Source organism: Zobellella iuensis, from assembly GCF_016746085.1.
GTDB lineage: Bacteria > Pseudomonadota > Gammaproteobacteria > Enterobacterales > Aeromonadaceae > Oceanimonas > Oceanimonas iuensis.
Window position 1 is genome coordinate 64,749 of record NZ_JAERTZ010000023.1, and the last position, 24,870, is coordinate 89,618.

The following is a 24,870-nucleotide window of genomic DNA, read 5'->3' on the forward strand; positions in this document are numbered from 1 at the left end:
TTATGCACTATCAATTGCGCCATACCACCCGTTACGATTATTCCGCCGAAGTGGCCCTGAGCCACAACGAGGCCCGCCTGCTGCCCCGGGAGCTGCCCTGGCAGCAGGTCGGGCAGACCGACATCGCCATTCACCCCACCCCGGTCCGGCTGCGGGAGCGGCGGGATTTTTTCGGCAACCGGGTCGGTTATTTCTCCATTCAGGAGCTGCACGGCGGCCTGGAGGTGACCGCCACCAGCCTGGTGACCACCAGCCCCCGACCCGAGCCGCAGGGGCATTTCATTAGCTGGGAGCAGGCCGGCGCCTGCCTGCGAGAGGGCACCGACTGCCTGGAGGCCCGGCTGTTTATACTGGACTCCGACTTCGTCGCCGCCGATGCCGCCCTGGCGGACTACGCCCGTGACAGCTTCACCCCCGGTCGCTCCCTGGTGGAGGCGGTTTATGCCCTCAACCAGCAGATCTTCACCGAGTTCACCTACGATCCGGAACACACCACCATCGCCACCCCCCTCCTCGACGTGCTCGCCAGCCGGCGCGGGGTATGCCAGGATTTCGCCCACCTGGCCATCGGCTGCCTGCGCTCGCTGGGACTGGCGGCGCGCTACGTGAGCGGCTACATGGAAACCCTGCCGCCCCCCGGCCAGCCCAAGCTGCAGGGGGCCGACGCCACCCATGCCTGGCTGGCGGTGTTCATCCCCGGCTGGGGCTGGCTGGAGATAGACCCCACCAACGGCTGCCTGCCCGACGAGCGCTATATCATCCTCGGCTGGGGGCGGGATTTTTCCGACGTGACCCCGCTCAAGGGGGTGATGAGCGGCGGCGGCAACGACCGGCTGACGGTGGCGGTGGACGTGATACCGGTCGTTGAGGCAGGCCCCCGTAGCTAAGGGGAGCCCCTATTGCCAACGATAGGATCTCGCAGGCACCTGACCGCCCCCATCGGCACCATGGGGGCGATTTTTTAGAGGCGCTCACTCCGGCATGTTATCAAAGCGAAAAAACGCATTAAAAAATCATCCATCAAACCGTCTCACTTTGCCGTAACAAAAGGAATGACTCGACAGCAATAAAAAGCCGTTCTTCCACTCACAAAAAATAACACCCGCACCAAAAACAGATCTCCTGCACTCCAAAGTGACAAAATAAAACTTTTCCCGTGTCGACATTGTCTCGTTAAAAAATAAAAAACCAATATTATCAACCAATTAATATAAAACATCACCCCGACGCGGATCATCACTTTAACGGCATGCATCTTGCCTTAAGAAAGTAAAAACACTATTACGCCGCCACCTGTACCTACACAAAAAAAGCCCCGCCAGGGGATACAAAATATAAGTGGACCAAAGGGATAATAGATGAACAGCATTATCAATTTTCTTAACAGCATACTCTGGGAATACGTCCTTATATACGGCCTGCTGGCAGTAGGCCTGTTTTTTACTGTCCGGCTTGGTTTCTTGCAGTTTATCCACTTCCCGGAATTCATCCGCTCGGTACTCCGATCTCCGCAGGAAGATCGTGGTGGCATTTCGCCCTTCCAGGCCCTGTGTACCAGCCTCGCCTCCCGCGTGGGTACCGGCAACCTGGCGGGAGTGGCGGTGGCGCTGGCCCTGGGGGGACCCGGGGCCATCTTCTGGATGTGGATGGTCGCCCTGGTCGGGATGGCGACGGCCTGTGCCGAAAGTACCCTGGCGCAGCTCTACAAGGTCAGGGATAAAGACGGCCAGCTGCGGGGCGGGCCCGCTTTCTATATCGCCAAAGGGCTCAACGCTCCCTGGGCCGGTGCCCTGTTCGCCATCTGCCTGCTGGCGGCGTTTGGCCTGGTGTTCAACGCCGTGCAGGCCAATTCGATCGCCGAAGCCGTCCACGGGGCCTTCGGTGTGCCCAAGATGGTGGTCGGTGGGCTCACCGCCCTGCTCGCCGGCATCATTATCTTCGGGGGCGTCCGGAAAATCGCACGCTTTGCCGAGCTGGCCGTCCCCTTTATGGCGGCGGCCTATCTGCTGATGGCCTTGGTCGTGATCATTATCAATATGGCCGAAGTACCCGCGGTGCTTGCGCTGATCGTGAAGAGCGCCTTCGGTTTTGAATCGGCAGTAGGCGGTATCGCCGGCGCCATGCTGAACGGGATCAAGCGTGGCCTGTTCTCCAACGAGGCCGGCATGGGCTCCGCCCCCAACATCGCCGCCGTGGCGGTGCCCAATCCCCATCATCCGGTATCGCAAGGGCTGGTGCAGGCGCTCGGCGTATTTATCGACACCCTGCTCATCTGTACCGCCACCGCCATCATGATCCTGCTCTCGGGGGTGATGGGACCGGAGCCGGAACTGACCGGTATCTCACTGACGCAAGCGGCCCTCAATGCGCATATCGGCGAAGCCGGAAACTACTTCATTGCCGTGGCCATTTTCTTTTTCGCCTTTACCTCCATCATCGGCAACTACAGCTATGCCGAAAACGCCGCGGCCTACCTGAAGCTGGGCAGCCGACGCGGCCTGTTGATACTGCGTTGCTCGGTGTTGTGCATGGTGCTTTGGGGAGCCTATGAAAGCGTGGCCACGGTGTTCAATGCGGCCGACGCCGCCATGGGACTCATGGCCTTTATCAACCTGGTGGCCATACTGCTGTTGTCGGGGCTGGTGGCCAAATTGACCAGAGACTATTTTATCCAGAGCAAACAGGGCATGCCGGTGTTCAATCCCGCCGACTACCCGGAAGTCATGGATAAAATTGATCTGGATATCTGGAAAGAAGGCGAAGATAGCAGAAAACCCATCACTCCCTCCGGCAGTGTAGAGGTCCAGCCAGAAGGGCGTACCTCCTGACCCCTGTCTGGCCGTACGGCGTTATTTGCCACCGACCGCATGGCTTCCCCCGGGAAGCCATGCGGTCATTCCGGCTGCAATATGCCAAGCCGCACAACCCGGATATCCGTACGCCCGGCAAGAATGTCACCGGCACAGGCATCTCCTGCGAAACCGGCCATAAGGCACTATATTGAACAGAATCAATATGTTGATTCTGCACGGAGAGACTTATGCGTTTGTTTGCCGGCCTGCTGCTGTTGCTCAGCACCTCCCTCTTTGCCCAGGACTACCGGGTGGAAACCCTGGCCGAGGGGCTGCACCACCCCTGGGGCCTGGCGGAGCTGCCCGGTGGCGACCTGCTGGTGAGCGAACGCCGGGGCCGGCTGCTGCGGCTCACCCCCGAGGGCGGCCGCCACCAGATAAGCGGCCTGCCGGACATCGCCGCCGTCGGCCAGGGCGGCCTGCTGGATCTGGCCCTGCACCCGGACTTTGCCGACAACCGCTGGCTCTATTTCAGCTACAGCCAGCCCGGCCGGGGCGGTGCCGGCACGGCGGTGGCCCGGGCCCGGCTCGAGGGAAACCGGCTGCTGGATCTGGAGGTACTGTTCGAGCAGCAACCCAAGACCTCGGGCGGCGGCCATTTCGGCTCCCGCCTGGTGTTCGACCGCGACGGCTACCTGTTCATCACCACCGGCGATCGCTTCCACTCCCGGGATCAGGCCCAGCAACTCGACAGCCATCTGGGCAAGATCCTCCGCCTGCACGACGACGGCCGGGTGCCCGCCGACAACCCCTTCGTCGGCCGGACCGCTGCCCTGCCCGAAATCTGGAGCTACGGCCACCGCAATGTGCAGGGCGCCGCCCTCCACCCCGGGACCGGCGACCTCTGGACCCACGAACACGGCCCCCGGGGCGGCGACGAGCTCAACCTTATCAAGAAAGGCGCCAATTACGGCTGGCCCCTGGCCACCTTCGGCGAGGAATACGGCGGCGGCCGCATCGGCCCCCCTTCCCTGCCCGGCATGGAAGACCCGGCTTGGGTCTGGGTGCCCTCCATCGCCCCCTCCGGCATGATGTTCTATACCGGCGACTTGTTCCCCCGGTGGCGGAACCAGCTGTTCCTGGGCGCCCTGGTCGGGCAGCGGCTGGTGCGGCTGGAGCTGGACGGCGACAATGTGGTGCAGGAGCACCACCTGCTGCGTGGCCGGGCCCGGCTGCGCACCGTCACCCAGGCCGCCGACGGCGGCATCTACCTGCTCACCGACGAGCCCAACGGCAAGCTGCTGAAGCTGGAGCCGGCACAATAGGCTGATTTTTCGATTGAATTGCGTTACCCTTTAAAAGTTGTACTTTATTTTTAATGTTTTTGTGAACAATAAAGGAATGCAATATGAGTCAGAAAATATGGAACATCTACCTGTCCGGCGAAATCCACACCGACTGGCGCGAGCGCATTATCGAGGGTGCCCGGGCCAAAGGCCTGGCCGTGCAGTTCAGCTCGGCGGTGACCGATCACGACGCCAGCGACCTGGTGGGGGTGAACATTCTGGGTAGCGAGGAAGACCCCTTCTGGCGCGACCGCAAGGCCTCCGGCATCAACAGCATCCGCACCGCCACCCATATCAAGAATGCCGACCTGGTGGTGGTGCGTTTCGGGCCCAAGTACAAGCAGTGGAACGCCGCCTTCGACGCCGGCTTCGCCGTGGCCCTGGGGGTACCCATTATCAGCCTGCACGATGCCGAGCACGATCACGCCCTGAAGGAAGTGGACGAAGCCGCCAAGGCCACCTGCCGCCACCCGGAGCAGGTGGTCGACATCCTGGCCTATCTGCTGTCCTGAGCAGAGTAGTGAGCGCAGCCCTGGTCTGCGCTTTTTGTTTTATGTGCCGGTTTCTGTCGGTTTTTGCCAATCGGAACCGGGTTATTCAGCGTCTTCTGTTTTACACTCTGGGCCTGTACCTATGCAGGATGTAACGCATGAAGAACTGGATGACGGCGCTGCTGTTGTGCCTGAGCCCGCTGGCCTGGGCCACGGAGCCGGTGTGGATAGACGTGAGAAGTGCCGAGGAATACCAGCAGGAGCACCTGCCGGGTGCCGTGCATATCCCCCATACCCGTATCGCCCGGGGCGTGACCGAGCTCTATCCCGACAAGAACACCCCCATCAACCTCTACTGCCGCAGCGGCCGGCGCTCCCAGCTGGCGCTGGAGGCCCTGCAGACCCTGGGCTATCGCCGGGTGGTGGATCACGGCGCCCTGGAAAACCTCCAGGCCGGCGGCCTGAGCACCCAGGACCTCAGCCTCGACACCCTTTCCTTCGAGCCCTGAAACACCGCGGCCTCGAATCACGAGGCCGCTGTCACAGAGTAAAAGCCGGGTTCCGGGCCGGGTTCGTCAATGCCTGTCGTGGTCGTGCTCGCGCAGGCCCACCTTGAGTACCCGGTCGCCGTCCACGTCCGCCACCGTCCATACCATGTCGTAGCGAATGAAGTGGTCGCCCACCACCGGATGGCCGCTGTTGTGCTTGAACATAAAGTCCCCCAGGGTCAGGTCGGCTTCGCTGTCGTCCACATCCACCCCGTACATCAGGGCCACGTCCTGCATGCGGGCTTCGGCGTCCAGGATAAAGTCGCCGAAGAAGGCCCGCGCCTTCTCCCGGGCCGCATCCAGATCGCCGCCAAACATATTGTTCAGGGTCTTGAGGTGGTTGCTGCGGCCGATCACGCACAGGGTATCGTCTATCGCCAGCCGGGTACTGCCCGAGGCCGGCAGCAGGTTTTCGCCCCGGAACACCGCCGCTACCCGGCAATGGGGCGGGAAGGTCAACTGGCGCACCACCAGGCCGTCGATGGACTCGCTTTCCACCCGGTAGAGAAACATCTCGAAGTCATCTTCCGGAAAGATGCCCAGCATGGAGCGGCGCTGTGGTGCCGGCTCGGGCGGCACTTCCACATCCAGCAAGCGGGCCACCTGCGGCAAGGTCGACCCCTGTACCAGCAATGAGATCAGCACCACGAAAAAGGCCACGTTGAACAGCATGGAGCCTTCGGGAATGCCCGCCATCAGCGGAAAGATGGCCAGTACGATGGGCACGGCCCCCCGCAGCCCCACCCAGGAGATAAAGCCCAGCTCGCGGAGGTTAAAGCGGAAAAAGGGCACCAGTGCCGCCAGCACCGCCAGCGGCCGGGCGATGAAGATCAGCGCCAGCGCAATCAGGCTGGCGGGAATGGCCATAGCCCACATATCGCCGGGCGAGATCAACAGGCCCAGCACCAGGAAAAGGCCGATCTGGCTGAGCCAGGCCAGGCCGTCGAATACCGGCAGAATCGCTTCCATATGGCGCAGGCGGGCATTGCCCAGCACCAGCCCGGCCAGGTACACCGCCAGAAAACCGCTGCCCGAGAGCACGGCGGTAACGGCAAACAACACCAGGCCAAAGCCCGCCACCAAAATCGGATACAGGCCCGCCGCCAGCTCCACCCGCTTGATCAACTGCACCAGCAGGAGGCCGCCCAGCAAGCCGGCCACGGCACCCACGCCAAACTGGGTGAACAGGAACAGCAGGGCATCGCCGGCGCCGTCCATCTCGCCGGTGATCAGCGCAATCAGGGTCAGGGTGAGGAAGATGGCCATGGGGTCGTTGGTGCCTGATTCGATTTCAAGCGAAGCCCCTACCCGCTGGTTCAGGTGCATGCCCTTGCCGCTCAGCAGCGAAAATACCGCCGCCGCGTCGGTGGAGCCGACGATGGCCCCCAGCAACAGGCCGTGCAGCCAGCTCAGGTTGAGGATATAGACGGCGATAAGACCGGTGATGCCGCTGGTGATCACCACGCCCAGGGTGGCCAGGCTGAGCGCCGGGCGCAACCCCACCCGAAAGGTTTCCATACGGGTACGCATACCGCCATCCAGCAGTATGATGGCCAGGGCCAGGTTGCCGATGCCGTAGGCCAGGGAATAGCTCTCGAACTCGATGCCGCCGGGCCCGCTTTCGCCGGCCAGCATGCCGATACACAAAAAGATAAGCAGTATGGGGATCCCGGAGCGGGCAGACAACAAGGTGGCCAGCACGCTTAAACACAGCAAAACCCCGGACAGCAAAAACAGGTGTTCTATATTATTCAATCAGGTTATTCCGGCAGGGTTTAGATGGTGTAGTTATATCACATTCACCACCATCAAATAAAAATGAATTTTTAATTAAAAATAGAAAATATATATTCAAATCCAAGTATAAAACGACACTCCCGCTGTTATCGCATTATTCGACCTCATACCCTTCTCCTGTTTGTTCGGCCGCCTGACGCAGGGCCTGCTGGTGCAGCTGCAAGTCCGCTTCGCCGAACAGCACGAAACGCAGATGGCGCACCGCCTTCAGTGCCGCTCGCTCCGCCAGCAGGACGTTGCAGGCAACGGCCGCCGCCTCCGCCATCGGGTAACCGAAGATGCCGGTGGAAATGGACGGAAAGGCCACCGAGCCCAGGCCCTGACGCTCGGCCAGCCGCAGGGCGTTGCGGTAGCAGGCCGCCAGCAGTTCGTCGGAGGGGATATCGACCCCGTACACCGGTCCCAGGCAGTGGATGACATGGCGGTTGGGCAACCGATGGGCCCCGGTGATCACCGCCTGTCCGGGCCGTATCGGCGCCAGCCGCCGGCATTCCTGCTCCAGCCCCGGCCCCGCCGCCCGGTGAATGGCCCCGGCCACCCCGCCCCCGGGCAACAGGGCGGCATTGGCCGCGTTGACGATGGCGTCCATGTCCGGCTGGGCGGCAATATCGCCGCGCACGCATTCCATGGTCAGCTCCCCTATCCGGATTTTCATGGCCTGGCTCCTTGCAGTGACACTCTACACAGCGTAACGCCTGCGGCGCCGCTTGGCGATTCCCTCCCTTAAAACGACCATCTACACTTGAGTGAGCCCGCCGCCGCGCCGGCTGCACGACCCAGACCCACGGAGCCCCCATGCCCAGCTTCCACCTCTCGAATGCGCTCGCCCGGGACCTGATCGGCCAGGCGGTACTCGCCCCTTCCAGCCACAATACCCAGCCCTGGCGATTCCGCCTGTCGGCCTCGGCCATCGATGTACTGGCAGACCGCCGCCGAGCCCTGCCGGTGAACGATCCCGACGACCGGGAACTGACCATCAGTTGCGGCTGCGCCTTGATGAACCTGCGTATCGCCGCCGCCCGACGGGAGCTGGGCACCGAAACCACCCTGTTGCCCGACGCCGCTGATCCCGACTGGTTGGCCCGTATGAGCTTCGTGGCCAGCGCCGGCGCACCCGCGGATCAAGCCGCCCTGGCCGAAGCCATCCCCTTGCGACACAGTTGTCGCCATCCCTTCGAGCCCATCGCCATTCCCGCAGCCGCGCCCCCCAGGCTGGTGGCCGCGGCTGCCGCCGAGGGAGCCTGGTTGCGCCCGCTGGCGGAGGCCGGCGCCAGGACACAGCTGGCCAGTCTGGTCACCGAAGGCGATACGGCCCAGTGGGCCGATACCCGCTGGCGACGGGAGCTGGCCGCCTGGATGCACCCCAGGCAGCAGGGAGACGGCCTGAGTGTACCGGCCCTGGCCGCGTCCCTGACCCAGTTGCTGGTGCGCACCTTCAACCTGGGCGAAGGCATGGCCGCCAGGGACAGAACCCTGGCCGAAAGCGCGCCGCTGCTGGCGGTGCTGGGCACCGATGAAGACAGCCCCCGCCACTGGCTGCAGGCCGGCCAGGCCCTGCAGCGAGTGCTGCTGGTGGCCTGCCGGCTGGGATTGCAGGCCGCCTACCTGAACCAGCCTGTTCAGGTAGCCAGGCTCAGGCCCGTCCTGCATCAACTCACCGGCGGTGACTGCGCCCAGCTTGTCCTCTGCCTGGGTTACCCGCGCGCCCCGCCGGCCGCCAGCCCCAGGCGCCCGCTGATCGAGGTGATCGAAATGTCCTGCTGATGCCCAGGCCGCAGCGCCGCTTATCGGAAGAAGCCGTCGTTGCCATTTCCGACCGCGACAGCAAGAATGGTGCAAAATAACAAGAACGGGAATCGGCTTGTGGATAAAAACACGGCGCTGTGGCGCCAGTACTACGAACGCGTCTCGCGCCAGCCCCATCATCCCCTCACCGAGTTTGCTGCCGCACGGCATGCCGCAACATGCCGGGTCGCCATCGACTGCGGGTGCGGCACCGGCAGCGACACCGCCTATCTCAGCCATCTTGGCTACCGGGTCCATCCCTTCGACATCAATCCCTTCGACATCAATCCCGACGCCATCGACCTGTGCCGGCACCGCTTCGGGCACCATCCTGGAGTCGAGGTTTCCCTCGGCAGTTTCGAGTCCTTCGACTATCCGCGGGCGGGCTTGATCATCGCCAACGCCAGCCTGTATTTTGCCGAGCCCACCTCCTTTGCGGATACCTGGTTGCGCATCGCCGACGCGCTGGAAAGCGGGGGGATCTTTGCCGGTCATTTCATGGGGCCCGAAGACGACTGGGCATCGGCTTCGCGACACACCATCAACGCCCTCGCCAGGCACCAGGTTGAAGCCCTCTTCACCCGTTTCGACATACTCCGGTTCAGCGAACGCAACGAACCCGGCCAAACGGCCCTGGGCAAGTCGAAACATTGGCACACCTATAGCGTGGTCGCCGTGAGGCGTGGATAACCAACCACTCCCCTGCTAGAGCACCATATAGTTTAAAACTTAGGCGGCTCTGACATGCCTTTGGTCGCAGACATTGTTGATTCTGTCGAGGCAGAGGCCGTCGGCCAAAGGGTACTACTCCTCCGGCACGCCGTGAACCCATCCATGGGGGCTCCGCCACGCCCTCCCTGGCGCGGAGGGCCGGCGGAGCAGTCCCCCTTGTCCTCCCTACCGCACCGCAACTGCCTGCGGGCACCACCCTCAGACGGCGCCGGAGCTTGAAAGAGGCAACAGACAACAAATAGCTAATTGATCGACTTTCAAACTGCTCGGTGCCCTAGCGGCCGCGGGACCCCTTGCCTTTCTCTTGTCCGGTCACCAGAATGGATCCGAACGCTGCCCCGTTTCAGCCGGAGCAGCCGCCTTCAATCATGCACAGGGGAGCGAGCAAGATGTCCGAATACGGCGCCACGGTAAGCTGGGAGCGGGGCGATCAGCCCTTCGTCGACAATCAATACAGCCGGGGCCACTGGTGGCAGTTCGACGGCGGCGCCCGGGTGCCCGCCTCTTCCTCGCCCCAGGTGGTACCCCTGCCCTGTTCGGTGGCGGCCAATGTGGATCCGGAAGAGGCCTTTGTCGCCGCCCTCTCAAGCTGCCATATGCTGTTCTTCCTCGCCCTCGCCGCCAAGCGGGGGCTGGTGGTCGACGCCTACACCGACGAGGCGGTGGGGCTGATGGAAAAGGGCCCCGACGGCAAGGTCGCCATGACCCGGGTAACCCTGAGGCCCAAAGTGCTCTTTGCCGGTGAGCACCGGCCCGACCGGCAAACACTGGAGCGGCTGCATCACCAATCCCACGAACTGTGCTTTATCGCCAACTCGGTCAAGAGCGAGGTGGTGACCGAAATCCGGGAATAAGTGCGCCCGGCGGTTTGCCGATTGCGCCCATCGTCCGTTCTTATCAAGGGGAATCATGTCGTTACTGTCCATCGAACCCATTACCGAGGCCGCCTGGCCGCAGATACTGGCGCTCCAGGCCGAGTGCTACCAGGAGGTGGCGCCCGAAAGCGAAGCGGTGCTGCGCAGCAAATGGCGCGCCTCCCCCGCCACCTGCCTGCAATGCCGGGACCGGGGCGGTGCCCTGCTCGGCTACCTGCTGAGCCACCCCTGGCCCCACCCCGAGCTGCCGGCCCTGCACCGGGAGTACGAGATAACGGGCCCCTGCGACCGGCTGTACCTGCACGACCTGGCGGTCAGCCCCCGGGCCCATGGCCTGGGGGTGGGCAAGGGGCTGGTGGATGCGCTGCTCGGCCGTGCCCGGGCACAAGGGTTCGCGCACGTCAGCCTGGTCTCGGTGCAGGGCTCCGAAGGCTTCTGGGCCCGCTTCGGCTTCCGGTCCCTGCACCGGGCCGAACTCTGCGCCAGCTACGGGGACGCCCCCAGGGCCATGGAGCTGGAACTCTAGCCATGTGGCCGACGCTGAAAACCGCAACCAGTCCCGCCTTCGCCCGCAGGCTGATCCGGCAGGGCATGGCACCCTATTACCGGCGCCACCGGCTGCGCTGGAACGAAGCCGGCTTCGCCGACAGCTGGACCCGCTGCCGCAACCTCGAACTGCTGCTCGACGACGCCCCCATCGGCATCCTGCGCCTCGAGTTCACCGCCGAGGCCGCCTACCTGCGGGATCTGCACCTGCTGCCCGAGTGGCGCAACCGGGGACTGGGCCGAACGGCGCTGCGGCTGGCCCGGACCCTGGCCACCGAGGCCGGTTGCCCCCTGCTGCGGCTCAAGGTGTTTGCCGACAACCCCGCGGTACGGCTCTACCAGAACGCGGGCTTTGCCCTGGTCCGGGCCGAGCCGCCGCTGTTATGCCTGGAAGCCGCCCTGTAACCCGCCACCCTTATCAATAATCAAATCCCGGCTGGGCCTTGATGCCGGCCTCGAAGGCGTGCTTGACCGGCTGCACTTCGCTCACCGTGTCCGCCAGCTCGATAAGGGCGCGGTGGCAGGCGCGGCCGGTGATCACCACGTGCTGGTGGGCGGGGCGCTGTTTCAGCGCGCTCAGCACCCGCTCCAGCTCCAGGTAGTGGTAGCTCAGCATGTAGGTCAGTTCGTCCAGCAGCACCAGATCGATGGCCGGGTCGGCCAGCAGCCGCTCGGCATCGGCCCAGGTCTGCTCGGCGGCGGCCATGTCCTGCTCCTTGTTCTGGGTTTCCCAGGTGAAGCCGGTGCGCATCACGAAGAAGGGCACCCCCGCCGGCTCCAGCAGGTTGCGCTCGCCGCACTCCCAGGCCCCCTTGATAAACTGCACCACCGCCGCCCGCTTGCCGTGGCCCACCGCCCGCGCCACGGTGCCGAAACCGGCGGTGCTCTTGCCCTTGCCGTTGCCGGTCAGCACCAGCAGCACGCCCCGCTCCTCGGTGGCGGCGGCAATTTTGGCGTCCACCTTTTCCTTCAGCCGCTGCTGGCGCTCCCGGTGGCGCCGGGCCTTGGTCTGCTCGCGGTCGTCTTGTTCGCTCATGTCATTATCCTTGTTGTATCGAAGCCAGTAGCAGCTCCAGGTTGAGGTGTTGTTCCAGGGTATCCGCCAGCCGCTCCAGGCTCCGCTCGCGCAGGGCGTCCCAGTCCGGGGCCTGCCGGCCGCTCTGGATACCGGCCCAGGCCAGCAGCCGGTCGCAGGCCTCCGGGTGGTCGAACAGGCCGTGCAGATAGGTGCCGAGCACCTGGCCATCGTCCGACAGCAGGCCGTCCGCCGCCGTCTCGCCCCCGGCGCGGACCAGCTCGAAGGGCCGCTCGCCCGGCGCCAGCAGCCGGCTTTCGCCGCAGTGGATCTCATAGCCCCGCACCGGCGCCCGGCCGCCCGCCAGTCGCAGGGTGCCGCTGACGTTGCGCAGCTGTTTGTGGTCTTTTAACTCGGTCTCCAGCGGCAGATAACCCAGGCCCCGGCTTTCGCCGGCCTCGCCTTCGAGGCCCAGCGGATCCCTTACCCGCTGGCCCAGCATCTGGTAGCCGCCGCAGATGCCGAGCACCTTGCCGCCGTAGCGCAGGTGGCGCGCCAGGGCCTGGTCCCAGCCCTGGCGGCGCAGCCAGGCCAGATCGGCGCGCACCGCCTTGCTGCCGGGCAATATGATGAGATCCGCCGGCGGCAGCCGGCCGGGCTCCTCGCTGCTGTGCACCAGGGTCAGTTCCACCCCCGGATGCGCCCGCAGGGGCTCGAGGTCGGTGTGGTTGCTGATGCGCGGTGGCACCAAGGCCAGCACCCGCAGCGGCTCGGCCTCGGCGCTTCGGCTGGCGGTGCGCATGATGGCGTCTTCGGCGTCCAACCTAAGATCGGTGAGATAGGGCAGCACCCCCAGCACCGGCTTGCCGGTGAGCCGCTCCAGCATGCTCAGGCCGTCCTGCAGCAGGCGGAGATCGCCGCGAAAGCGATTGATCACAAAGCCCTTGATACGCGCGCGCTCGGATTCGCTCAGCAGCGCCAGGGTACCCACCAGTTGGGCGAAGACCCCGCCCTTGTCGATGTCCGCCACCAGTATCACCGGGCAGTCCACCTCCTCGGCGAAGCCCATGTTGGCGATATCGCCCTGGCGCAGGTTGATCTCCGCCGGGCTGCCCGCCCCTTCCACCAGCACCAACTGGTGTTGGCCGCACAGCCGCCGGTAGGAGTCGAGGATGGCGGCAAAGAGCCGCGCCTTGTTCTTGTTGAGGCTGTCGGGGCCGAACAGCTCGCTCGCTTCCACCGAGGACAGCGCCCGCCCTTGCAGTATCACCTGGGCGCGGGTGTCGCTCTCGGGCTTGAGCAGCAACGGATTGAAGTCGATTTGCGGCGGCAGTAAACAGGCCGCCGCCTGCAGCGCCTGGGAGCGGCCGATTTCGCCGCCGTCGACGGTAACGGCGCTGTTCAGCGCCATGTTCTGGGGCTTGAACGGCGCCACCCTGATGCCGCGACGGGCGAACAGCCGGCCCAGCCCCGCCACCAATGTGGTCTTGCCCGCGTCCGAGGCGGTGCCCTGCACCATCAGGGTCAGGGCCCGGCCGTCCGGCCCGGGAGGTAAAGAGAGAGGGTCCGGCATGGGAGTTTTCCTTGAATGATAAAGCGTCATTGGCGCGCCAGGGCCCCGCCCAGGGCGCAAAAGTAGCGGCCGAAGGCGGCGTTGCAGCGCGCGCGTTGAGTACCCCGGGGGTAGAGGCCCTGTTCGGCCTCAGCGGAGGCGCGGGTGCCCTTGACCAGAAAGGCGTTCTTGATGGGCGCATCCTGCACAAAGGCCTCGAAGGCGCGGGCGCACAGCTCTTCCGGCTGGCTGTAATACAGGATGCCATGGCGCCGGTCCGCCTCGGCCGAGGCGAGGAACAGCTCGCTGGGCTGCGCGCCGGTCTCGTCCAGCAGCACCGCCTGGAAGCAGTCGAACAGCGCCTGGTTGAGCGGGTGCACCACCCGGGCCGCTTCGTCCAGCCAGGCGCGGGAGGCGAAAACCTGGGGACCGGTGCCGGTGAAGGCCTTGTCGGCCATATGGTGATCGAAGGCGTGGAACCATTCGTGGGCGATGCTGCCCGGACCGGCGTTCTTGGCCAGGGCGAAGCTGCGGCTGGCCGGGTTGTAGTGGGCCGAGACCCCGGGGCGGCCGCCGATGCCGTATTGCAGGGACAGGGTACCGCGCAACGACACCAGTTGCTCCGGCCCCTGCAGGATCAGCATCAGATCGCACAGGGCGTTGTAGAACAGGCCCGCCGCCCGCTCCCGCTCGGCCCGGGTGACCCAGCGGCCGAGCTCGATGGCGCGAAAGTCGAAACGCCGGCGCAGGGCCGCGAAATCCACTTCCTCGCCGCCGTGTATCGGCCCCCGGCGATAAAAACGATCGGTGTTGTGCTCGCCCGCCATGGCGCCGGCTCCCTGCTGCTGTTCAGTCGAGCCCGGGATTGTACCGGCGCAAGCGGCGGACAGGCAAACCCCGGGCTATTCGTCCACCACCATGGCGAAGCCGCCGTAGATCAGCCGCTTGCCGTCGAAGGGCATGGGATTGACCTCGGGGGTGAGTCGCGGGTCTTCCATCACCCGGGCCATGCCCTGGTCGCGCACCTCGCGGGAGGGCCAGAGGATCCAGGAGAACACCACGGTTTCGTCCTCCTGGCATTTCACCGCCATGGGGAAGGAGGTCAGCTCGCCCTGGGGCACGTCGTCACCCCAGCATTCCACCACCCGCAGGGCGCCGTGCTCCTTGAACACCTCGGCGGCGGCACGGGCATGGTGGATATAGATCTCCTTGTTGCGGGTGGGCACGGCGGCCACAAATCCGTCTACGTAATTCATCGTTCGTCTCCTTGTAGGTCCTTGGGCGGCAGCTCGCGCACCGGCCGCAGCTCTATGCTGCCCAGCCGGGCCGGAGGGATGCGGCCGGCCAGTTGCAGCGCCTGGTTCAGATCCCGGGCCTCCAGCAGGTAGAAGCCCGCCAGTTGCTCCTTGGTTTCGGCGAAGGGGCCGTCCGAGATCAGCACCTCGCCATCGCGCACCCGCACCGTGGTGGCGTTGGCCACCGGTTGCAGGGCCTGTCCTGCCACGAAGTGGCCCTGCTCGCTCAGCCGCTCCACGCAGCGAATGCATTCCTGGTTGAGAGAGTGCCATTCCCGCTCGGACATGGCGTCGATCAGGCTTTCCTGGTAGTACACCAGGGCCAGGTATTTCATGGTCGCCTCCCCTGGCCGCCGGCCTGCTCGCAGCTCACCATCCAGTCGATGCCGAAGCGGTCGGTCGCCATGCCGAAGCGGTGCGCCCAGAAGGTTTCGGCCAAGGGCATCTGCTCCCGGCCGCCCTCGGCCAGGGCCCGAAACACCTGCTCGGCCCGGGCCGGATCCGGAAACTCCAGGTGTATCGACACCCCCTGGGGCTTCTGGTAGCCCTCGCCGCCGGCGTCGCTCGCCATCAGCAGGCGACCGCCCAGGTTCAGCCGGGCATGGGCGATGTGCTGCTGGCAGTCGGCCGGCACCTCGGCTGCCGCCGGGGTATCGGCATAGGGCAGCATCATCTCCAGTTGCCCGCCCAGCAGCTCCGCATAAAAGGTCATGGCCTCCCGGCAGCGGCCGTCGAACATCAGGTAGGTGGCCACGGCGGCCGGCAGTTTGGCCATCCGCTCGCCCATGGCCCTGTGCTTATCGATGGCCGCCCCCGGGGCGAAGTCTTCCAACTGGTAGTAGGGCCGCAGCTCCAGGGTGGCGTCGCCGTCGAGCCGGGGCCACTGCCGCGCCCAGGCGATCGCCTCTTCTTTGGAGGACACCTCCAGCACCGAAAAGCCGGCCAGCAGTTCCTTGGTCTCGGCGAAGGGGCCGTCCGTTACCGTCGGCTCGCCGTCGCGAAAGGAAATACGGCAGCCTTCGCGGCTGGGCTTGAGCCCTTCGCCGGACACCAGTACCCCGGCCTGCAGCAGGCGTTCGTTGTAGCCCGCCATGGCCTGCAGCAGCTCTTCCGAGGGCATCACGCCCTGCTCGGTGGCGGCGTCGGCCTTGCGCATCAAGATGAATTTCATGGAGGTTCTCCCGTGGTGGTTCGCTTGTGGTTATCAGTAAGTCGCGCGGGCCGAAGACAAATCGACAAGGACAGCCATTTTTTTTTCAGTTTTTTTCGGATAACGGGTCCAGCTCCCGCAGCCGCCGGGCCAGGAAGCGGCGCTCCGGCTGCTGGCGGCACAAATCCAGGGCGCGCCGGTAGGCGGCCCGGGCGGCGGCGTTATCCCCCGCCCGGCGGTAGAGATCGGCCCGGGCCGCATGGTAGAGGTGGTAGCCCTGGATGGCCTTGTGGCCGCCCAGTTCGTCCAGCAACGCCAGTCCCCGCGCCGGGGTATCGGCCATGGCCAGGGCCACCGCCCGGTTCAGGGCCACCACCGGCGAGGGCTGCAACCGGTACAGCGCCTGGTACAGCTCGGCGATGCGGGGCCAGTCGGTATCCTGCGGGTGGGGGCTCCGGGCATGCTCGGCGGCGATGGCCGCCTGCAGGGCGTAAGGCCCCGCCGGCTGCCGCCAGGCCAGCGCCAGCAGGCCGAGCCCTTCGTTTATCTGGGCTCTGTCCCACAGGGTGCGGTCCTGCTCTTCCAGGGTGATCAGGTCGCCGGCGGCGTCCTGCCGGGCCTGCCTGCGGGCATCGTGCAGCAGCATCAGCGCCAGCAGGCCGAACACCTCGCCGGCGGGCAGCAGTTGCGCCAACAGCCGGGCCAGGCGGATGGCCTCGGCCGAGAGACCGGGATCCAGCACCCGCTCGCCCTGGCTGCTGGAGTAACCCTCGTTGAACACCAGGTACACCACCTTCAGTACCACCGCCAGCCGTTCGGGCAGGGCGGCGGATTCCGGCACCTCGTAGGGAATGGCCGCCTCGCGGATCTTCTGCTTGGCCCGCACGATGCGCTGGGCCAGGGTGGCCGGTCGCTGCAACAGGGCGCTGGCCACCTGCTCGGTGGTCAGGCCGCAGACTTCGCGCAGGGTCAGGGCCAGTTGGGCCTCGGTGGCCAGGGCCGGGTGGCAGCAGGTGAAGATAAGCCGCAGCAGATCGTCGTCGATGCCGGCCTCCTCATCCGCTGGCGGCACCACGGGCTCCTCGGCGGGTGGCCGTTGCTGCCATTGCCGGCGCCGTAACTGGTCTATGCCCTTGTGGCGGCCGGTGGCGATCAGCCAGGCCAGGGGCTGTTCGGGTCGGCCCTGTTGCGGCCACTGCTGCAGGGCTGCGGCAAAGGCCTCCTGCATGGCCTCTTCCGCCAGGTCGAAGTCGCCCAGCAGGCGGATCAGGGTGGCCAACACCCGGCGGGAATGCTGGCGGTAAAGGTCGTCTAGGGTCTGACTGGCGGGCATGGACATCTCGCTGGTGAAACACCGCTTCAGTGTAGGCCAGGGCGAGGCGGTCGGCCCGGGAGGGCGGTACTGCAACACAACAGTCATAAAACTGTCGCATTGTAATAAAACCGTCACATTCTCTCGGCATAGTGGCGCCAACTTAAGCCCGAGAGAAAGCATGATGAACCTGGAATCCACCGCCGCTCCCGGAACCGCAGACAACAGCGCCCAGTCGAGCTGGCTGTCCTGGCTGCTGGTCGCCTTTCTGATTTACATGCTGCTGGCCGCCGTGGGCGCCATCGGCGACGGCTTCAAGGCCGCCACCGGCAGCAACGCCCAGGAGCTGTTCGCCTTTGCCTCCAACCCGGTTATCGCGCTGATCATCGGCGTACTGGCCACGGCGCTGATCCAGAGCTCCAGCACCGTCACCTCCATCATCGTCGGCATGGTCGCCGGCGGCCTGCCCATCGCCATCGCCATTCCCATGGTAATGGGCGCCAATATCGGCACCTCGCTGACCAGCACCCTGGTGAGCCTGGGCCATATCCGCAACGGCGAGGAATTCCGTCGCGCCTTTTCCGCCGCCACCGTGCACGACAGCTTCAATATCCTGGCGGTGGCCATACTGCTGCCCCTGGAGCTGCTGTTCCGCCCCCTGGCCACCGCCTCCGAATACCTGGCCGGCCTGCTGGTAAGCGACGCCAGCGTCAGCATGAGCGGCATGAATTTTATGAAGACGCTGCTGGCGCCGGCGGGCAATGTGCTGAGCGGCGCCACCGGCTGGCTGCCGGGGCTGTGGTCGGGCGTGGCGCTGATCCTGGTGGGCATCGCCCTGATCCTGCTGGTGGTGACCCAGATCGGCCGCATACTGCGTACCCTGATGGTGGGCCGGGCCATGAACATACTGCGTAGCGCCGTGGGTCGCGGTCCGGCGTCCGGCATGGCCTCCGGCACCCTGGTCACCGTGCTGGTGCAGTCCTCCACCACCACCACCTCGCTGATCGTGCCCCTGGCCGGCAGCGGCGTCTTCTCCCTCAAGCAGGTGTACCCCTTTATCCTGGGCAGCAATATCGGCACCACCATCACCGCCCTGCTGGCCGCCACCGCCATCACCGGCGCCTCGGCCCTGGTGGCCCTGCAAATCGCCCTGGTGCACCTGCTGTTCAACCTGCTGGCCATCGCCCTTATCTACCTGCTGCCCTTCCTGCGCCAGTTGCCGGTGCGCATGGCCGAGACCCTGGCCCACCAGGCCCAGCGCAACAAGGGCTATGTGGTGGCCTATATCGGCGGCGTTTTCTTCGCCCTGCCGCTGGCCATGGTGGGCGTCAGCCAGCTGTTCTGACCCCCTCGCCCCGGCGGGCATAGTGCCGGGCCAGCACGGCACACACCATCAGCTGGATCTGGTGGAACAGCATCAGCGGCAGCAGCGCCGGGCCCAGCATGGATCCCGCGAACAGCACCTTGGCCATGGGTACGCCCGTGGCCATGCTCTTTTTGGAGCCGCAGAAGACGATGCTGATCTGGTCTTCCCGGTTAAACCCCAGCCGTCGCCCCAGCCAGGCGGTGAGCAACAGCACCAGGGCCAGCAACAGGCAGCACACCAGGCTGAGCAACGCCAGCCGTGCAGGCGACACCGCGTTCCACAATCCCTCCACCACGGACGCACTGAAGGCGGTATAGACCACCAGCAGGATGGAGCCCTGATCCACCCGGGCCAACAGGGCGCGGCGCCGGTCCACCCAGTGGCCGATACGGGGCCTGAGCCAGTGCCCCGCCGCGAAGGGCAGCAGCAGTTGCAGGCTGATGGCGCCGATGGCCTCCAGGGTGGCGCCGGCTTGCGTGTCCGCCTGCACCTGGAGCAGCAGCCCCACCAGCACCGGCGTAAGCAGGATGCCGAGCAGGCTCGAGGCCGAGGCGCTGCACACCGCCGCCGGTACATTGCCCCCGGCCAGGGAGGTGAAGGCGATGGCCGACTGTACCGTGCCCGGCAACAGGCACAAAAACAACACGCCCAGGTAAAGCGGCTCGCCCAGCAGCGGCAGTAACACGGGCCTGAGCGCCAGCCCCAGCAGCGGAAACAGCACGAAGGTACAGCCGAACACCAGCAGGTGCAGCCGCCAGTGGGTGGCGCCGTCGATAATGGCCCGGCGCGACAGCCTGGCGCCGTGCATAAAAAACAGCAGGGCGATGGCGGCGGCGGTAATCCCTTCGAAGAAGAGCGCGCCCTGCCCGCTGGCCGGCAGCAGGGTGGCGGCGGCCACCACCGCCAGCAGAGTCAGGGTGAAGTTGTCGAACAGCAATCGTAAATGACCGAGCATGGCAGGTTCCGGGTTGAGTCGATAAGGGCGACACTGTAACCTGAAGCCCAACCGGAGTTTGTCGGTAAAAGTAGATGAAATATCTTTCAACGGACAATGGCCGCGCGTTGTTGCAGCAGTTGGAACAGCTGTCGACCCTGCCCCGCCCGGTGCTGGGCCATGTCCAGTCCCTGCCCAACCAGGCCATAGATCTCCCCCATCGCCACCCCTGGGTGCAGCTTTCCTACGCGGAGCGCGGCGTGGTCACGGTGGACACCGCCGATGCCCGCTACCTGGCGCCACCCAACCTGGCGGTGTGGATACCGCCCGGCCTGGAGCATGGGGTACGGCCCGGGCATAACACCCGGATCCGCAGCCTCTATATCGCGGCCGATGCCCTGCCGGCGCGGAGCTGCCGGGTACTGGACATCAGCCCCCTGTTGCGGGAGCTGATCGTCGCCTTCAGCCACTTTCCGGTGGAATACGACGACGCCGGCGCCGAGGGCCGGCTGGTGCGGGTGCTGCTCGACCGGTTGGCCGCCGCCCCCAGCCGCGATCTGGTGCTGCCCTGGCCGCGGGATCCGCGGCTGCAGCCCCTGTGCCGGCAACTGGCGGCGCAGCCGGACTGTGCCCTGCCGCTGGGCCATTTCAGCGCGCAACTGGGGCTCAGCGACAAGACCCTGAGCCGGGCGTTCAAGGCCGACACCGGCATGAGCTTTCGCCAATGGCGCCAGCGCTGCCGGCTGCTGGCCGCCCTGCCCCTGCTGGAGCGGGGTGAGCGCATCACCGACGTGGCCCTGGCCTGCGGCTACGACAGCCTGTCCGCCTTTATCGCCGCCTTCCGGGCGCTGCTCGGCCGCACCCCGGGCGACTATATGCAGCAAGGTTGACGGGACCTCCCGGCAGGGGCCGCCCTTTGCGCCGATACTTAAAGTGCCCGCAGCGTGCAGGCGGGCACCACACCGGTTTTCAACGGGAGGAGCACATCATGCATGCGAGCATACGCAGGTACAAAATCCGGCCCGGTGCAGCAGAAGAACTGTTACAGCGGGTCAACCAGGGCTTTGCCGCCATCATCAGCCAGGCACCCGGCTTTATCGCCTACTATGCGCTGAATGCCGGCAACGATGTGGTGGTGTCGTTCAGCCTGTTCGACAGCGCCGACAACGCCGCCGCCTCCAACCGGCTGGCCGCCGACTGGGTCAGGGAAAACATCGCCAGCCTGGTCGCGGGCCCGCCCGAGATCAGCGGCGGCCTGGTCACCACCCTAATCACCGCCCAGTCCAGGGCGGCGGAGGATGAAAGCCTGAATATCTGACAGCCAGGCGGAGCCGGCCCCGCCGGCGTCCGCCTGCTGGGTGACGAGGTTTGCCGTCCTTTTTTCGCCAGATATTCCCCAATCATCACCGCTGTTTAATACCGGCCATCTCCGCCAAGGCGGAGATCCATGAGAGCTTGCACTGGACTCCCGCCTGCGCGGGAGTGACCGGATACATCGCGGGAGTAACCGGATACATCGCGGAAGTAGCCGCAGAGCAATCCGAGGGGGTTGTCGGCAGGTGCTTACCCACCCAGGGGCAGCGCCGTGCTGTACTTGATCTGCTCCATGGCGAAGCTGGAGGTGATGTCCGACAGCCCTTCGGTGCTGGTGATCAGCTTCTTGTAGAAGCGGTCATAGGCCGCGATGTCGGCCACCACCACCCGCAGCAGATAGTCCCAGTCGCCGGACATGCGGTAGAACTCCACCACCTCCTCGAAGGCGGTCACCGTCTCGGCAAAGCGGGCCAGCCAGCGGCTGTCGTGGCGCTGGGTCTTGATCTGCACAAACACCGAAAGCCCGAGCCCCAGCCGCTCGCCGTCGAGCAGCGCCACCCGGGCGCGGATATAGCCCTCTTCCTCCAGCCGCTTGACCCGCTTCCAGCAGGGAGTGGTGGATAAATTCACCGCCTCGGCCAGATCCTTCAGCGCCAGGGTGGCATCCTGCTGCAACAGCGCCAGGATCCGCCTGTCGAAATCATCCATTCTCTTAAACCTTAAATACGGAGAAAAATTTTCCAAAAAATAGCACCCACGACGGAAATAAGGAAAACTTATTCCCTGAAGGCGGGGATACAATTCCTGGAATATTGCTAACAGCGCTCAGTTAAAAGAGACAGGTTGTTGCCCAAGCCAACCGTCGATGATAGCTCCTCGCCTACCACCACCGGGAACCCGACCATGAACCACTGGATCCGCACCGCCCTGCGCACCCTCTCCAGCGATCAGCTGCGCACCTCCGACACCCACCTCTACCGGCTGGATATCCCCGGCCTCAGGGGTGTCGACATCTACCTCAAGGACGAGAGCACCCACCCCACCGGCAGCCTCAAGCACCGGCTGGCCCGCTCCCTGTTCCTGCACGCCATCTGCAGCGGCAAGGTGCGCGCAGGCACCCCGGTGGTGGAGGCGTCCTCCGGCAGCACGGCGGTGTCGGAGGCCTACTTCGCCCGGCTGCTGCAACTGCCCTTCACCGCCGTGATGCCGCGCCACACCACCCGCAGCAAAATCGCCCAGGTGGAACGGCTGGGCGGGCGCTGCCATTTCGTGAGCCACGCGGGCGAGGTCTACGCCGAAGCCGAGCGGCTGGCGCGGGAGAGCGGCGGACACTATATGGATCAGTTCACCTACGCCGAGCGGGCCACCGACTGGCGCGGCAACAACAATATCGCCGAAAGCATCTTCCGGCAGATGGCGGAAGAGCCCCACCCGGTGCCCAGGGCCATCGTCATGAGCGCCGGCACCGGCGGCACCTCCGCCACCCTGGGCCGCTATATCCGCTACCTGGGGCTGGACAGCCGGCTGGTGGTGGTGGATCCGGAACATTCGGTGTTCTACGACAGCTACCGCACCGGCAACCCCGGCCTCACCAGCCAGGCCGGCGGCCGTATCGAGGGCATAGGCCGGCCGCGGGTGGAAGCCTCCTTCCTGCCCGAGGTGATCGACGAGATGATCAAGGTGCCGGACGCCGCCAGCATCGCCACCATCCACTGGCTGGAACAGATCCTGGGCCGCAAGGCCGGCGGCTCCACCGGCACCAACCTGTGGGGCGCGCTGCAACTGGCCCGGCGCATGCAGGAGGCGGGAGAACGGGGTTCCATCGTCACACTGATGTGCGACGGCGGCGAACGCTACCTCGACACCTATTACCACCCGACCTGGGTCGCGGAGCATATCGGCGATATCGCCCCCTACCGGCAACAGCTGGCGGAGCTGGGTTAGGCAAGAGACACCCTACGGCGGGGTGGCTCATATCCCCGCCGCCAGTTCGGCGCCCTGGCGGATGGCGCGCTTGGCGTCCAGTTCGGCGGCCACATCGGCGCCGCCGATCAGGTGCACCTTCTGGCCCCGCGCGGCCAGCGTCGCCTGCAGGCCGCGCTCCGGCTCCTGGCCGGCGCAGACGATAACATTGTCCACCTCCAGGCAGTAGCTTTCGCCGTCCTTCTCGATATGCAGGCCGGCGTCGTCGATGCGCTGGTAGCTTATTCCCCCCCACATCTTAACCCCGTGGTGGCGCAGGCTGGCCTTGTGGATCCAGCCGGTGGTCTTGCCCAGGCCCTGGCCCGGGTTGCCGGCCTTGCGCTGCAGCAGCCAGACCCGGCGACCGGGGGCGACCGGCACCGGCGTCATCAGCGCCCCCGGCTCCCGGTAATCCTTGTCTATGCCCCACTCCGCCAGCCACTGCTCTGTGCTCTGGGCCGGAGTGGCCACCAGGTATTCAGCCAGGTCGAAGCCGATGCCGCCGGCACCGATGATGGCCACTTTCTCCCCCACCGGGGCCTGGCGCGCCAGCACGTCCAGGTAGCTCAGCACCCTGGGATGATGGATCCCCTCTATCTCGGGGGTGCGCGGGCGTATGCCGGTGGCCAGCACCACCTCGTCGAACTCCGCCAGCCGCTCGGGCGTGGCTTCTGTGCCCAGGCGCAGGTTCACCTCGCTTCGCGCCAGCCGCTCCCGGAAATAACGCAGGGTCTCATAAAACTCCTCCTTGCCCGGGATCTGCTTGGCGTAGTTGAACTGGCCGCCGATGTCCGCTGCCCGGTCGAACAGGGTCACACTGTGGCCGCGGGCCGCCGCCTCGCAGGCGAAGCTCATGCCCGCCGGCCCCGCGCCCACCACCGCCAGCCGTTTGGGGGCCGTCGTGGGCAGGAAGTTCAGCTCGGTTTCGTGGCAGGCCCGGGGATTGACCAGGCAGGAGGCGCGCCGGCCCTTGAAGATATGATCCAGGCAGGCCTGGTTGCAGGCGATGCAGGTGTTGATAAGCTCGGGCGTGCCCGCCGCCGCCTTGGCGACGAAGTCCGCATCCGCCAGGAAGGGCCGGGCCATGCACACCAGATCCGCCTGGCCGCCGGCCAGTATGGTCTCGGCCACCTCGGGGGTGTTGATGCGGTTAGTGGCCACCACCGGCACCGACAGCGCCTGCCGCACCCGCTCGGTGACCCAGCCGAAGGCGGCTCGGGGCACGCTGGTGGCGATGGTGGGCACCCGCGCCTCGTGCCAGCCGATGCCGGTGTTGATGATGCTCACCCCGGCCCGCTCCAGGGCCTGGCCCAGGGCGATCACTTCTTCCAGGCTGGAACCCTGCTCCACCAGATCCAGCATCGACAGCCGGAAGATGATGATGAAGTCCTCGCCCACGGCGGCGCGCACCGCCCGCACCGTTTCCAGGGGGAAACGGTTGCGACGCCCGGCGTCGCCGCCCCAGCCATCGTCCCGCCGGTTGGTGCGGGCACAGATGAACTGGTTGATAAGGTAGCCCTCGGAGCCCATGATCTCGACCCCGTCGTAGCCGGCTTCCCGCGCCAGCCGGGCGGTGTTGGCGAAGTCGTCGATGCAGTTGCGAATTTGGCGCTCGCTCATCACCGCCGGCTTGAAGGGGCTGATGGGCGCCTGCTCGGCGGAAGGCGCCTGCAGGAAGGGATGGTAGGCATAGCGTCCCGCATGCAGTATCTGCAACGCTATCTTGCCGCCCTCTTGGTGCACGGCCCCGGTCACCAGCCGGTGTTTGGCCAGTTGCCAGGGAAAGCTGAGCTGGGCGGCGTGGGGCATCAACCGGCCACGGAAGTTGGGGGCAATGCCGCCGGTGATGATAAGCCCCACCCCGCCCCGGGCCCGCTCCCGGTAAAAGGCGGCCAGCTTCTTGAAGCCGCCCTTCTCTTCTTCCAAGCCGGTGTGCATGGAGCCCATCAGGACCCGGTTTTTCAAGGTGGTGAAGCCCAAATCCAGGGGCGCCAGTAAATGGGGGTAACGGCTCATGATCCCTCCGCCGATAAATGCCGACATGACCTGTTCAGGCTA

The 24,870-nt window shown here is 65.5% G+C and carries 26 protein-coding genes; 14 read left to right on the forward strand and 12 right to left on the reverse strand.

Going from position 1 to position 24,870, the window contains the following annotated elements; genetic code table 11:
* Nucleotides 1–2: 2 nt before the first annotated feature.
* The 5 genes from JKV55_RS10670 to JKV55_RS10690 all read left to right on the forward strand — a co-directional run bounded on the left by JKV55_RS10670 (nucleotide 3) and on the right by JKV55_RS10690 (nucleotide 5,138).
* A complete protein-coding gene (locus JKV55_RS10670; RefSeq protein WP_202085062.1) occupies nucleotides 3–887 on the forward strand; it encodes a transglutaminase family protein in 885 nt (294 codons plus the stop codon).
* A 471-nt stretch (nucleotides 888–1,358) separates the two neighbouring features.
* The gene (locus JKV55_RS10675) at nucleotides 1,359–2,828 is read left to right on the forward strand and encodes an alanine/glycine:cation symporter family protein (RefSeq protein WP_202085064.1); all 1,470 of its coding nucleotides are present in this window, start codon (nucleotides 1,359–1,361) and stop codon (nucleotides 2,826–2,828) included.
* Between the two features lie 212 nt (nucleotides 2,829–3,040).
* Nucleotides 3,041–4,117 (forward strand): PQQ-dependent sugar dehydrogenase, encoded by a 1,077-nt coding sequence (locus JKV55_RS10680; RefSeq protein ID WP_202085066.1) that lies wholly within the window; start codon nucleotides 3,041–3,043, stop codon nucleotides 4,115–4,117.
* Between the two features lie 83 nt (nucleotides 4,118–4,200).
* Complete coding sequence (locus JKV55_RS10685) at nucleotides 4,201–4,650, forward strand: YtoQ family protein (protein WP_202085068.1); 450 nt, start codon at nucleotides 4,201–4,203, stop codon at nucleotides 4,648–4,650.
* A 137-nt stretch (nucleotides 4,651–4,787) separates the two neighbouring features.
* Nucleotides 4,788–5,138: a rhodanese-like domain-containing protein gene (locus JKV55_RS10690; protein ID WP_202085070.1), complete on the forward strand. Its 351-nt coding sequence runs from the start codon at nucleotides 4,788–4,790 to the stop codon at nucleotides 5,136–5,138.
* Nucleotides 5,139–5,204: 66 nt separating this feature from the next.
* On the opposite strand, the gene JKV55_RS10695 is transcribed toward JKV55_RS10690, so the two are convergent.
* Nucleotides 5,205–6,932: a potassium/proton antiporter gene (locus tag JKV55_RS10695; protein WP_202085071.1), complete on the reverse strand. Its 1,728-nt coding sequence runs from the start codon at nucleotides 6,930–6,932 to the stop codon at nucleotides 5,205–5,207.
* Between the two features lie 136 nt (nucleotides 6,933–7,068).
* Nucleotides 7,069–7,629: a macro domain-containing protein gene (locus JKV55_RS10700; RefSeq protein ID WP_237332815.1), complete on the reverse strand. Its 561-nt coding sequence runs from the start codon at nucleotides 7,627–7,629 to the stop codon at nucleotides 7,069–7,071.
* A 140-nt stretch (nucleotides 7,630–7,769) separates the two neighbouring features.
* Here JKV55_RS10700 and JKV55_RS10705 point away from each other — a divergent pair, with 140 nt between their 5' ends.
* The 5 genes from JKV55_RS10705 (at nucleotide 7,770) to JKV55_RS10725 (ending at nucleotide 11,317) form a co-directional block, all read left to right on the forward strand.
* The gene (locus tag JKV55_RS10705) at nucleotides 7,770–8,738 is read left to right on the forward strand and encodes an Acg family FMN-binding oxidoreductase (RefSeq protein ID WP_202085073.1); all 969 of its coding nucleotides are present in this window, start codon (nucleotides 7,770–7,772) and stop codon (nucleotides 8,736–8,738) included.
* A 99-nt stretch (nucleotides 8,739–8,837) separates the two neighbouring features.
* Nucleotides 8,838–9,449 (forward strand): class I SAM-dependent methyltransferase, encoded by a 612-nt coding sequence (locus tag JKV55_RS10710; protein WP_202085075.1) that lies wholly within the window; start codon nucleotides 8,838–8,840, stop codon nucleotides 9,447–9,449.
* A gap of 431 nt (nucleotides 9,450–9,880) precedes the next feature.
* Complete coding sequence (locus tag JKV55_RS10715; protein WP_202085077.1) at nucleotides 9,881–10,345, forward strand: OsmC family protein; 465 nt, start codon at nucleotides 9,881–9,883, stop codon at nucleotides 10,343–10,345.
* A 55-nt stretch (nucleotides 10,346–10,400) separates the two neighbouring features.
* Nucleotides 10,401–10,892 carry a GNAT family N-acetyltransferase gene (locus tag JKV55_RS10720; RefSeq protein ID WP_202085079.1) on the forward strand — a complete coding sequence of 164 codons (492 nt, stop codon included), beginning with the start codon at nucleotides 10,401–10,403 and terminating at the stop codon, nucleotides 10,890–10,892.
* 2 nt (nucleotides 10,893–10,894) lie between these two features.
* Nucleotides 10,895–11,317 (forward strand): GNAT family N-acetyltransferase, encoded by a 423-nt coding sequence (locus JKV55_RS10725; RefSeq protein ID WP_202085081.1) that lies wholly within the window; start codon nucleotides 10,895–10,897, stop codon nucleotides 11,315–11,317.
* Nucleotides 11,318–11,330: 13 nt separating this feature from the next.
* On the opposite strand, the gene cobO is transcribed toward JKV55_RS10725, so the two are convergent.
* The 7 genes from cobO to JKV55_RS10760 form a co-directional block, all read right to left on the reverse strand.
* Entirely contained in the window at nucleotides 11,331–11,948 is a 618-nt protein-coding gene (gene cobO, locus JKV55_RS10730; protein WP_202085083.1) for a cob(I)yrinic acid a,c-diamide adenosyltransferase, read from the reverse strand.
* Between the two features lie 4 nt (nucleotides 11,949–11,952).
* Nucleotides 11,953–13,500, reverse strand: coding sequence for a cobyric acid synthase (locus JKV55_RS10735; RefSeq protein ID WP_237332816.1), 1,548 nt, complete (start codon nucleotides 13,498–13,500; stop codon nucleotides 11,953–11,955).
* Nucleotides 13,501–13,526: 26 nt separating this feature from the next.
* Nucleotides 13,527–14,306: a CLCA_X family protein gene (locus JKV55_RS10740; protein ID WP_202085085.1), complete on the reverse strand. Its 780-nt coding sequence runs from the start codon at nucleotides 14,304–14,306 to the stop codon at nucleotides 13,527–13,529.
* Between the two features lie 75 nt (nucleotides 14,307–14,381).
* On the reverse strand, nucleotides 14,382–14,735 hold the full coding sequence (locus JKV55_RS10745) for a DUF1428 domain-containing protein (RefSeq protein ID WP_202085087.1): 354 nt from the start codon (nucleotides 14,733–14,735) through the stop codon (nucleotides 14,382–14,384).
* A complete protein-coding gene (locus JKV55_RS10750) occupies nucleotides 14,732–15,109 on the reverse strand; it encodes a YciI family protein (protein ID WP_202085089.1) in 378 nt (125 codons plus the stop codon). The genes JKV55_RS10745 and JKV55_RS10750 overlap by 4 nt, the downstream gene beginning before the upstream one ends.
* Nucleotides 15,106–15,945, reverse strand: coding sequence for a YciI family protein (locus JKV55_RS10755; RefSeq protein WP_202085091.1), 840 nt, complete (start codon nucleotides 15,943–15,945; stop codon nucleotides 15,106–15,108). Before JKV55_RS10755 ends, JKV55_RS10750 begins: the two co-directional genes overlap by 4 nt.
* An 85-nt stretch (nucleotides 15,946–16,030) precedes the next feature.
* A complete protein-coding gene (locus JKV55_RS10760; protein WP_202085093.1) occupies nucleotides 16,031–17,257 on the reverse strand; it encodes an RNA polymerase sigma factor in 1,227 nt (408 codons plus the stop codon).
* Nucleotides 17,258–17,420: 163 nt separating this feature from the next.
* Here JKV55_RS10760 and JKV55_RS10765 point away from each other — a divergent pair, with 163 nt between their 5' ends.
* A complete protein-coding gene (locus JKV55_RS10765) occupies nucleotides 17,421–18,581 on the forward strand; it encodes a Na/Pi symporter (RefSeq protein WP_202085142.1) in 1,161 nt (386 codons plus the stop codon).
* On the opposite strand, the gene JKV55_RS10770 is transcribed toward JKV55_RS10765, so the two are convergent.
* A complete protein-coding gene (locus JKV55_RS10770; protein WP_202085144.1) occupies nucleotides 18,565–19,539 on the reverse strand; it encodes a bile acid:sodium symporter family protein in 975 nt (324 codons plus the stop codon). The two genes, JKV55_RS10765 and JKV55_RS10770, sit on opposite strands and share 17 nt — an antisense overlap.
* A 92-nt stretch (nucleotides 19,540–19,631) precedes the next feature.
* Here JKV55_RS10770 and JKV55_RS10775 point away from each other — a divergent pair, with 92 nt between their 5' ends.
* Together JKV55_RS10775 and JKV55_RS10780 are read left to right on the forward strand one after the other, a co-directional pair.
* A complete protein-coding gene (locus tag JKV55_RS10775; RefSeq protein WP_202085095.1) occupies nucleotides 19,632–20,426 on the forward strand; it encodes an AraC family transcriptional regulator in 795 nt (264 codons plus the stop codon).
* A 98-nt stretch (nucleotides 20,427–20,524) separates the two neighbouring features.
* Nucleotides 20,525–20,854: an antibiotic biosynthesis monooxygenase gene (locus JKV55_RS10780; protein ID WP_202085098.1), complete on the forward strand. Its 330-nt coding sequence runs from the start codon at nucleotides 20,525–20,527 to the stop codon at nucleotides 20,852–20,854.
* A 245-nt stretch (nucleotides 20,855–21,099) separates the two neighbouring features.
* Here JKV55_RS10780 and JKV55_RS10785 read toward each other — a convergent pair whose 3' ends face one another.
* Nucleotides 21,100–21,558 carry an Lrp/AsnC family transcriptional regulator gene (locus JKV55_RS10785; RefSeq protein ID WP_202085100.1) on the reverse strand — a complete coding sequence of 153 codons (459 nt, stop codon included), beginning with the start codon at nucleotides 21,556–21,558 and terminating at the stop codon, nucleotides 21,100–21,102.
* 195 nt (nucleotides 21,559–21,753) lie between these two features.
* Here JKV55_RS10785 and JKV55_RS10790 point away from each other — a divergent pair, with 195 nt between their 5' ends.
* A complete protein-coding gene (locus JKV55_RS10790; protein ID WP_202085102.1) occupies nucleotides 21,754–22,794 on the forward strand; it encodes a PLP-dependent cysteine synthase family protein in 1,041 nt (346 codons plus the stop codon).
* 27 nt (nucleotides 22,795–22,821) lie between these two features.
* Here the strand turns inward: JKV55_RS10790 and JKV55_RS10795 are convergent, their stop codons facing one another.
* The gene (locus JKV55_RS10795) at nucleotides 22,822–24,828 is read right to left on the reverse strand and encodes an NADPH-dependent 2,4-dienoyl-CoA reductase (RefSeq protein WP_202085104.1); all 2,007 of its coding nucleotides are present in this window, start codon (nucleotides 24,826–24,828) and stop codon (nucleotides 22,822–22,824) included.
* Nucleotides 24,829–24,870: the final 42 nt, after the last annotated feature.

Coding starts and splice junctions, on each gene's coding strand:
- JKV55_RS10670 (WP_202085062.1), top strand. CDS start 3: ATGCACTATCAATTGCGCCATACCACCCGTTACGATTATTCCGCCGAA.
- JKV55_RS10675 (WP_202085064.1), top strand. CDS start 1,359: ATGAACAGCATTATCAATTTTCTTAACAGCATACTCTGGGAATACGTC.
- JKV55_RS10680 (WP_202085066.1), top strand. CDS start 3,041: ATGCGTTTGTTTGCCGGCCTGCTGCTGTTGCTCAGCACCTCCCTCTTT.
- JKV55_RS10685 (WP_202085068.1), top strand. CDS start 4,201: ATGAGTCAGAAAATATGGAACATCTACCTGTCCGGCGAAATCCACACC.
- JKV55_RS10690 (WP_202085070.1), top strand. CDS start 4,788: ATGAAGAACTGGATGACGGCGCTGCTGTTGTGCCTGAGCCCGCTGGCC.
- JKV55_RS10700 (WP_237332815.1), bottom strand. CDS start 7,629: ATGAAAATCCGGATAGGGGAGCTGACCATGGAATGCGTGCGCGGCGAT.
- JKV55_RS10705 (WP_202085073.1), top strand. CDS start 7,770: ATGCCCAGCTTCCACCTCTCGAATGCGCTCGCCCGGGACCTGATCGGC.
- JKV55_RS10715 (WP_202085077.1), top strand. CDS start 9,881: ATGTCCGAATACGGCGCCACGGTAAGCTGGGAGCGGGGCGATCAGCCC.
- JKV55_RS10720 (WP_202085079.1), top strand. CDS start 10,401: ATGTCGTTACTGTCCATCGAACCCATTACCGAGGCCGCCTGGCCGCAG.
- JKV55_RS10725 (WP_202085081.1), top strand. CDS start 10,895: ATGTGGCCGACGCTGAAAACCGCAACCAGTCCCGCCTTCGCCCGCAGG.
- cobO (WP_202085083.1), bottom strand. CDS start 11,948: ATGAGCGAACAAGACGACCGCGAGCAGACCAAGGCCCGGCGCCACCGG.
- JKV55_RS10735 (WP_237332816.1), bottom strand. CDS start 13,500: ATGCCGGACCCTCTCTCTTTACCTCCCGGGCCGGACGGCCGGGCCCTG.
- JKV55_RS10740 (WP_202085085.1), bottom strand. CDS start 14,306: ATGGCGGGCGAGCACAACACCGATCGTTTTTATCGCCGGGGGCCGATA.
- JKV55_RS10745 (WP_202085087.1), bottom strand. CDS start 14,735: ATGAATTACGTAGACGGATTTGTGGCCGCCGTGCCCACCCGCAACAAG.
- JKV55_RS10750 (WP_202085089.1), bottom strand. CDS start 15,109: ATGAAATACCTGGCCCTGGTGTACTACCAGGAAAGCCTGATCGACGCC.
- JKV55_RS10755 (WP_202085091.1), bottom strand. CDS start 15,945: ATGAAATTCATCTTGATGCGCAAGGCCGACGCCGCCACCGAGCAGGGC.
- JKV55_RS10760 (WP_202085093.1), bottom strand. CDS start 17,257: ATGCCCGCCAGTCAGACCCTAGACGACCTTTACCGCCAGCATTCCCGC.
- JKV55_RS10765 (WP_202085142.1), top strand. CDS start 17,421: ATGAACCTGGAATCCACCGCCGCTCCCGGAACCGCAGACAACAGCGCC.
- JKV55_RS10775 (WP_202085095.1), top strand. CDS start 19,632: ATGAAATATCTTTCAACGGACAATGGCCGCGCGTTGTTGCAGCAGTTG.
- JKV55_RS10780 (WP_202085098.1), top strand. CDS start 20,525: ATGCATGCGAGCATACGCAGGTACAAAATCCGGCCCGGTGCAGCAGAA.
- JKV55_RS10785 (WP_202085100.1), bottom strand. CDS start 21,558: ATGGATGATTTCGACAGGCGGATCCTGGCGCTGTTGCAGCAGGATGCC.
- JKV55_RS10790 (WP_202085102.1), top strand. CDS start 21,754: ATGAACCACTGGATCCGCACCGCCCTGCGCACCCTCTCCAGCGATCAG.
- JKV55_RS10795 (WP_202085104.1), bottom strand. CDS start 24,828: ATGAGCCGTTACCCCCATTTACTGGCGCCCCTGGATTTGGGCTTCACC.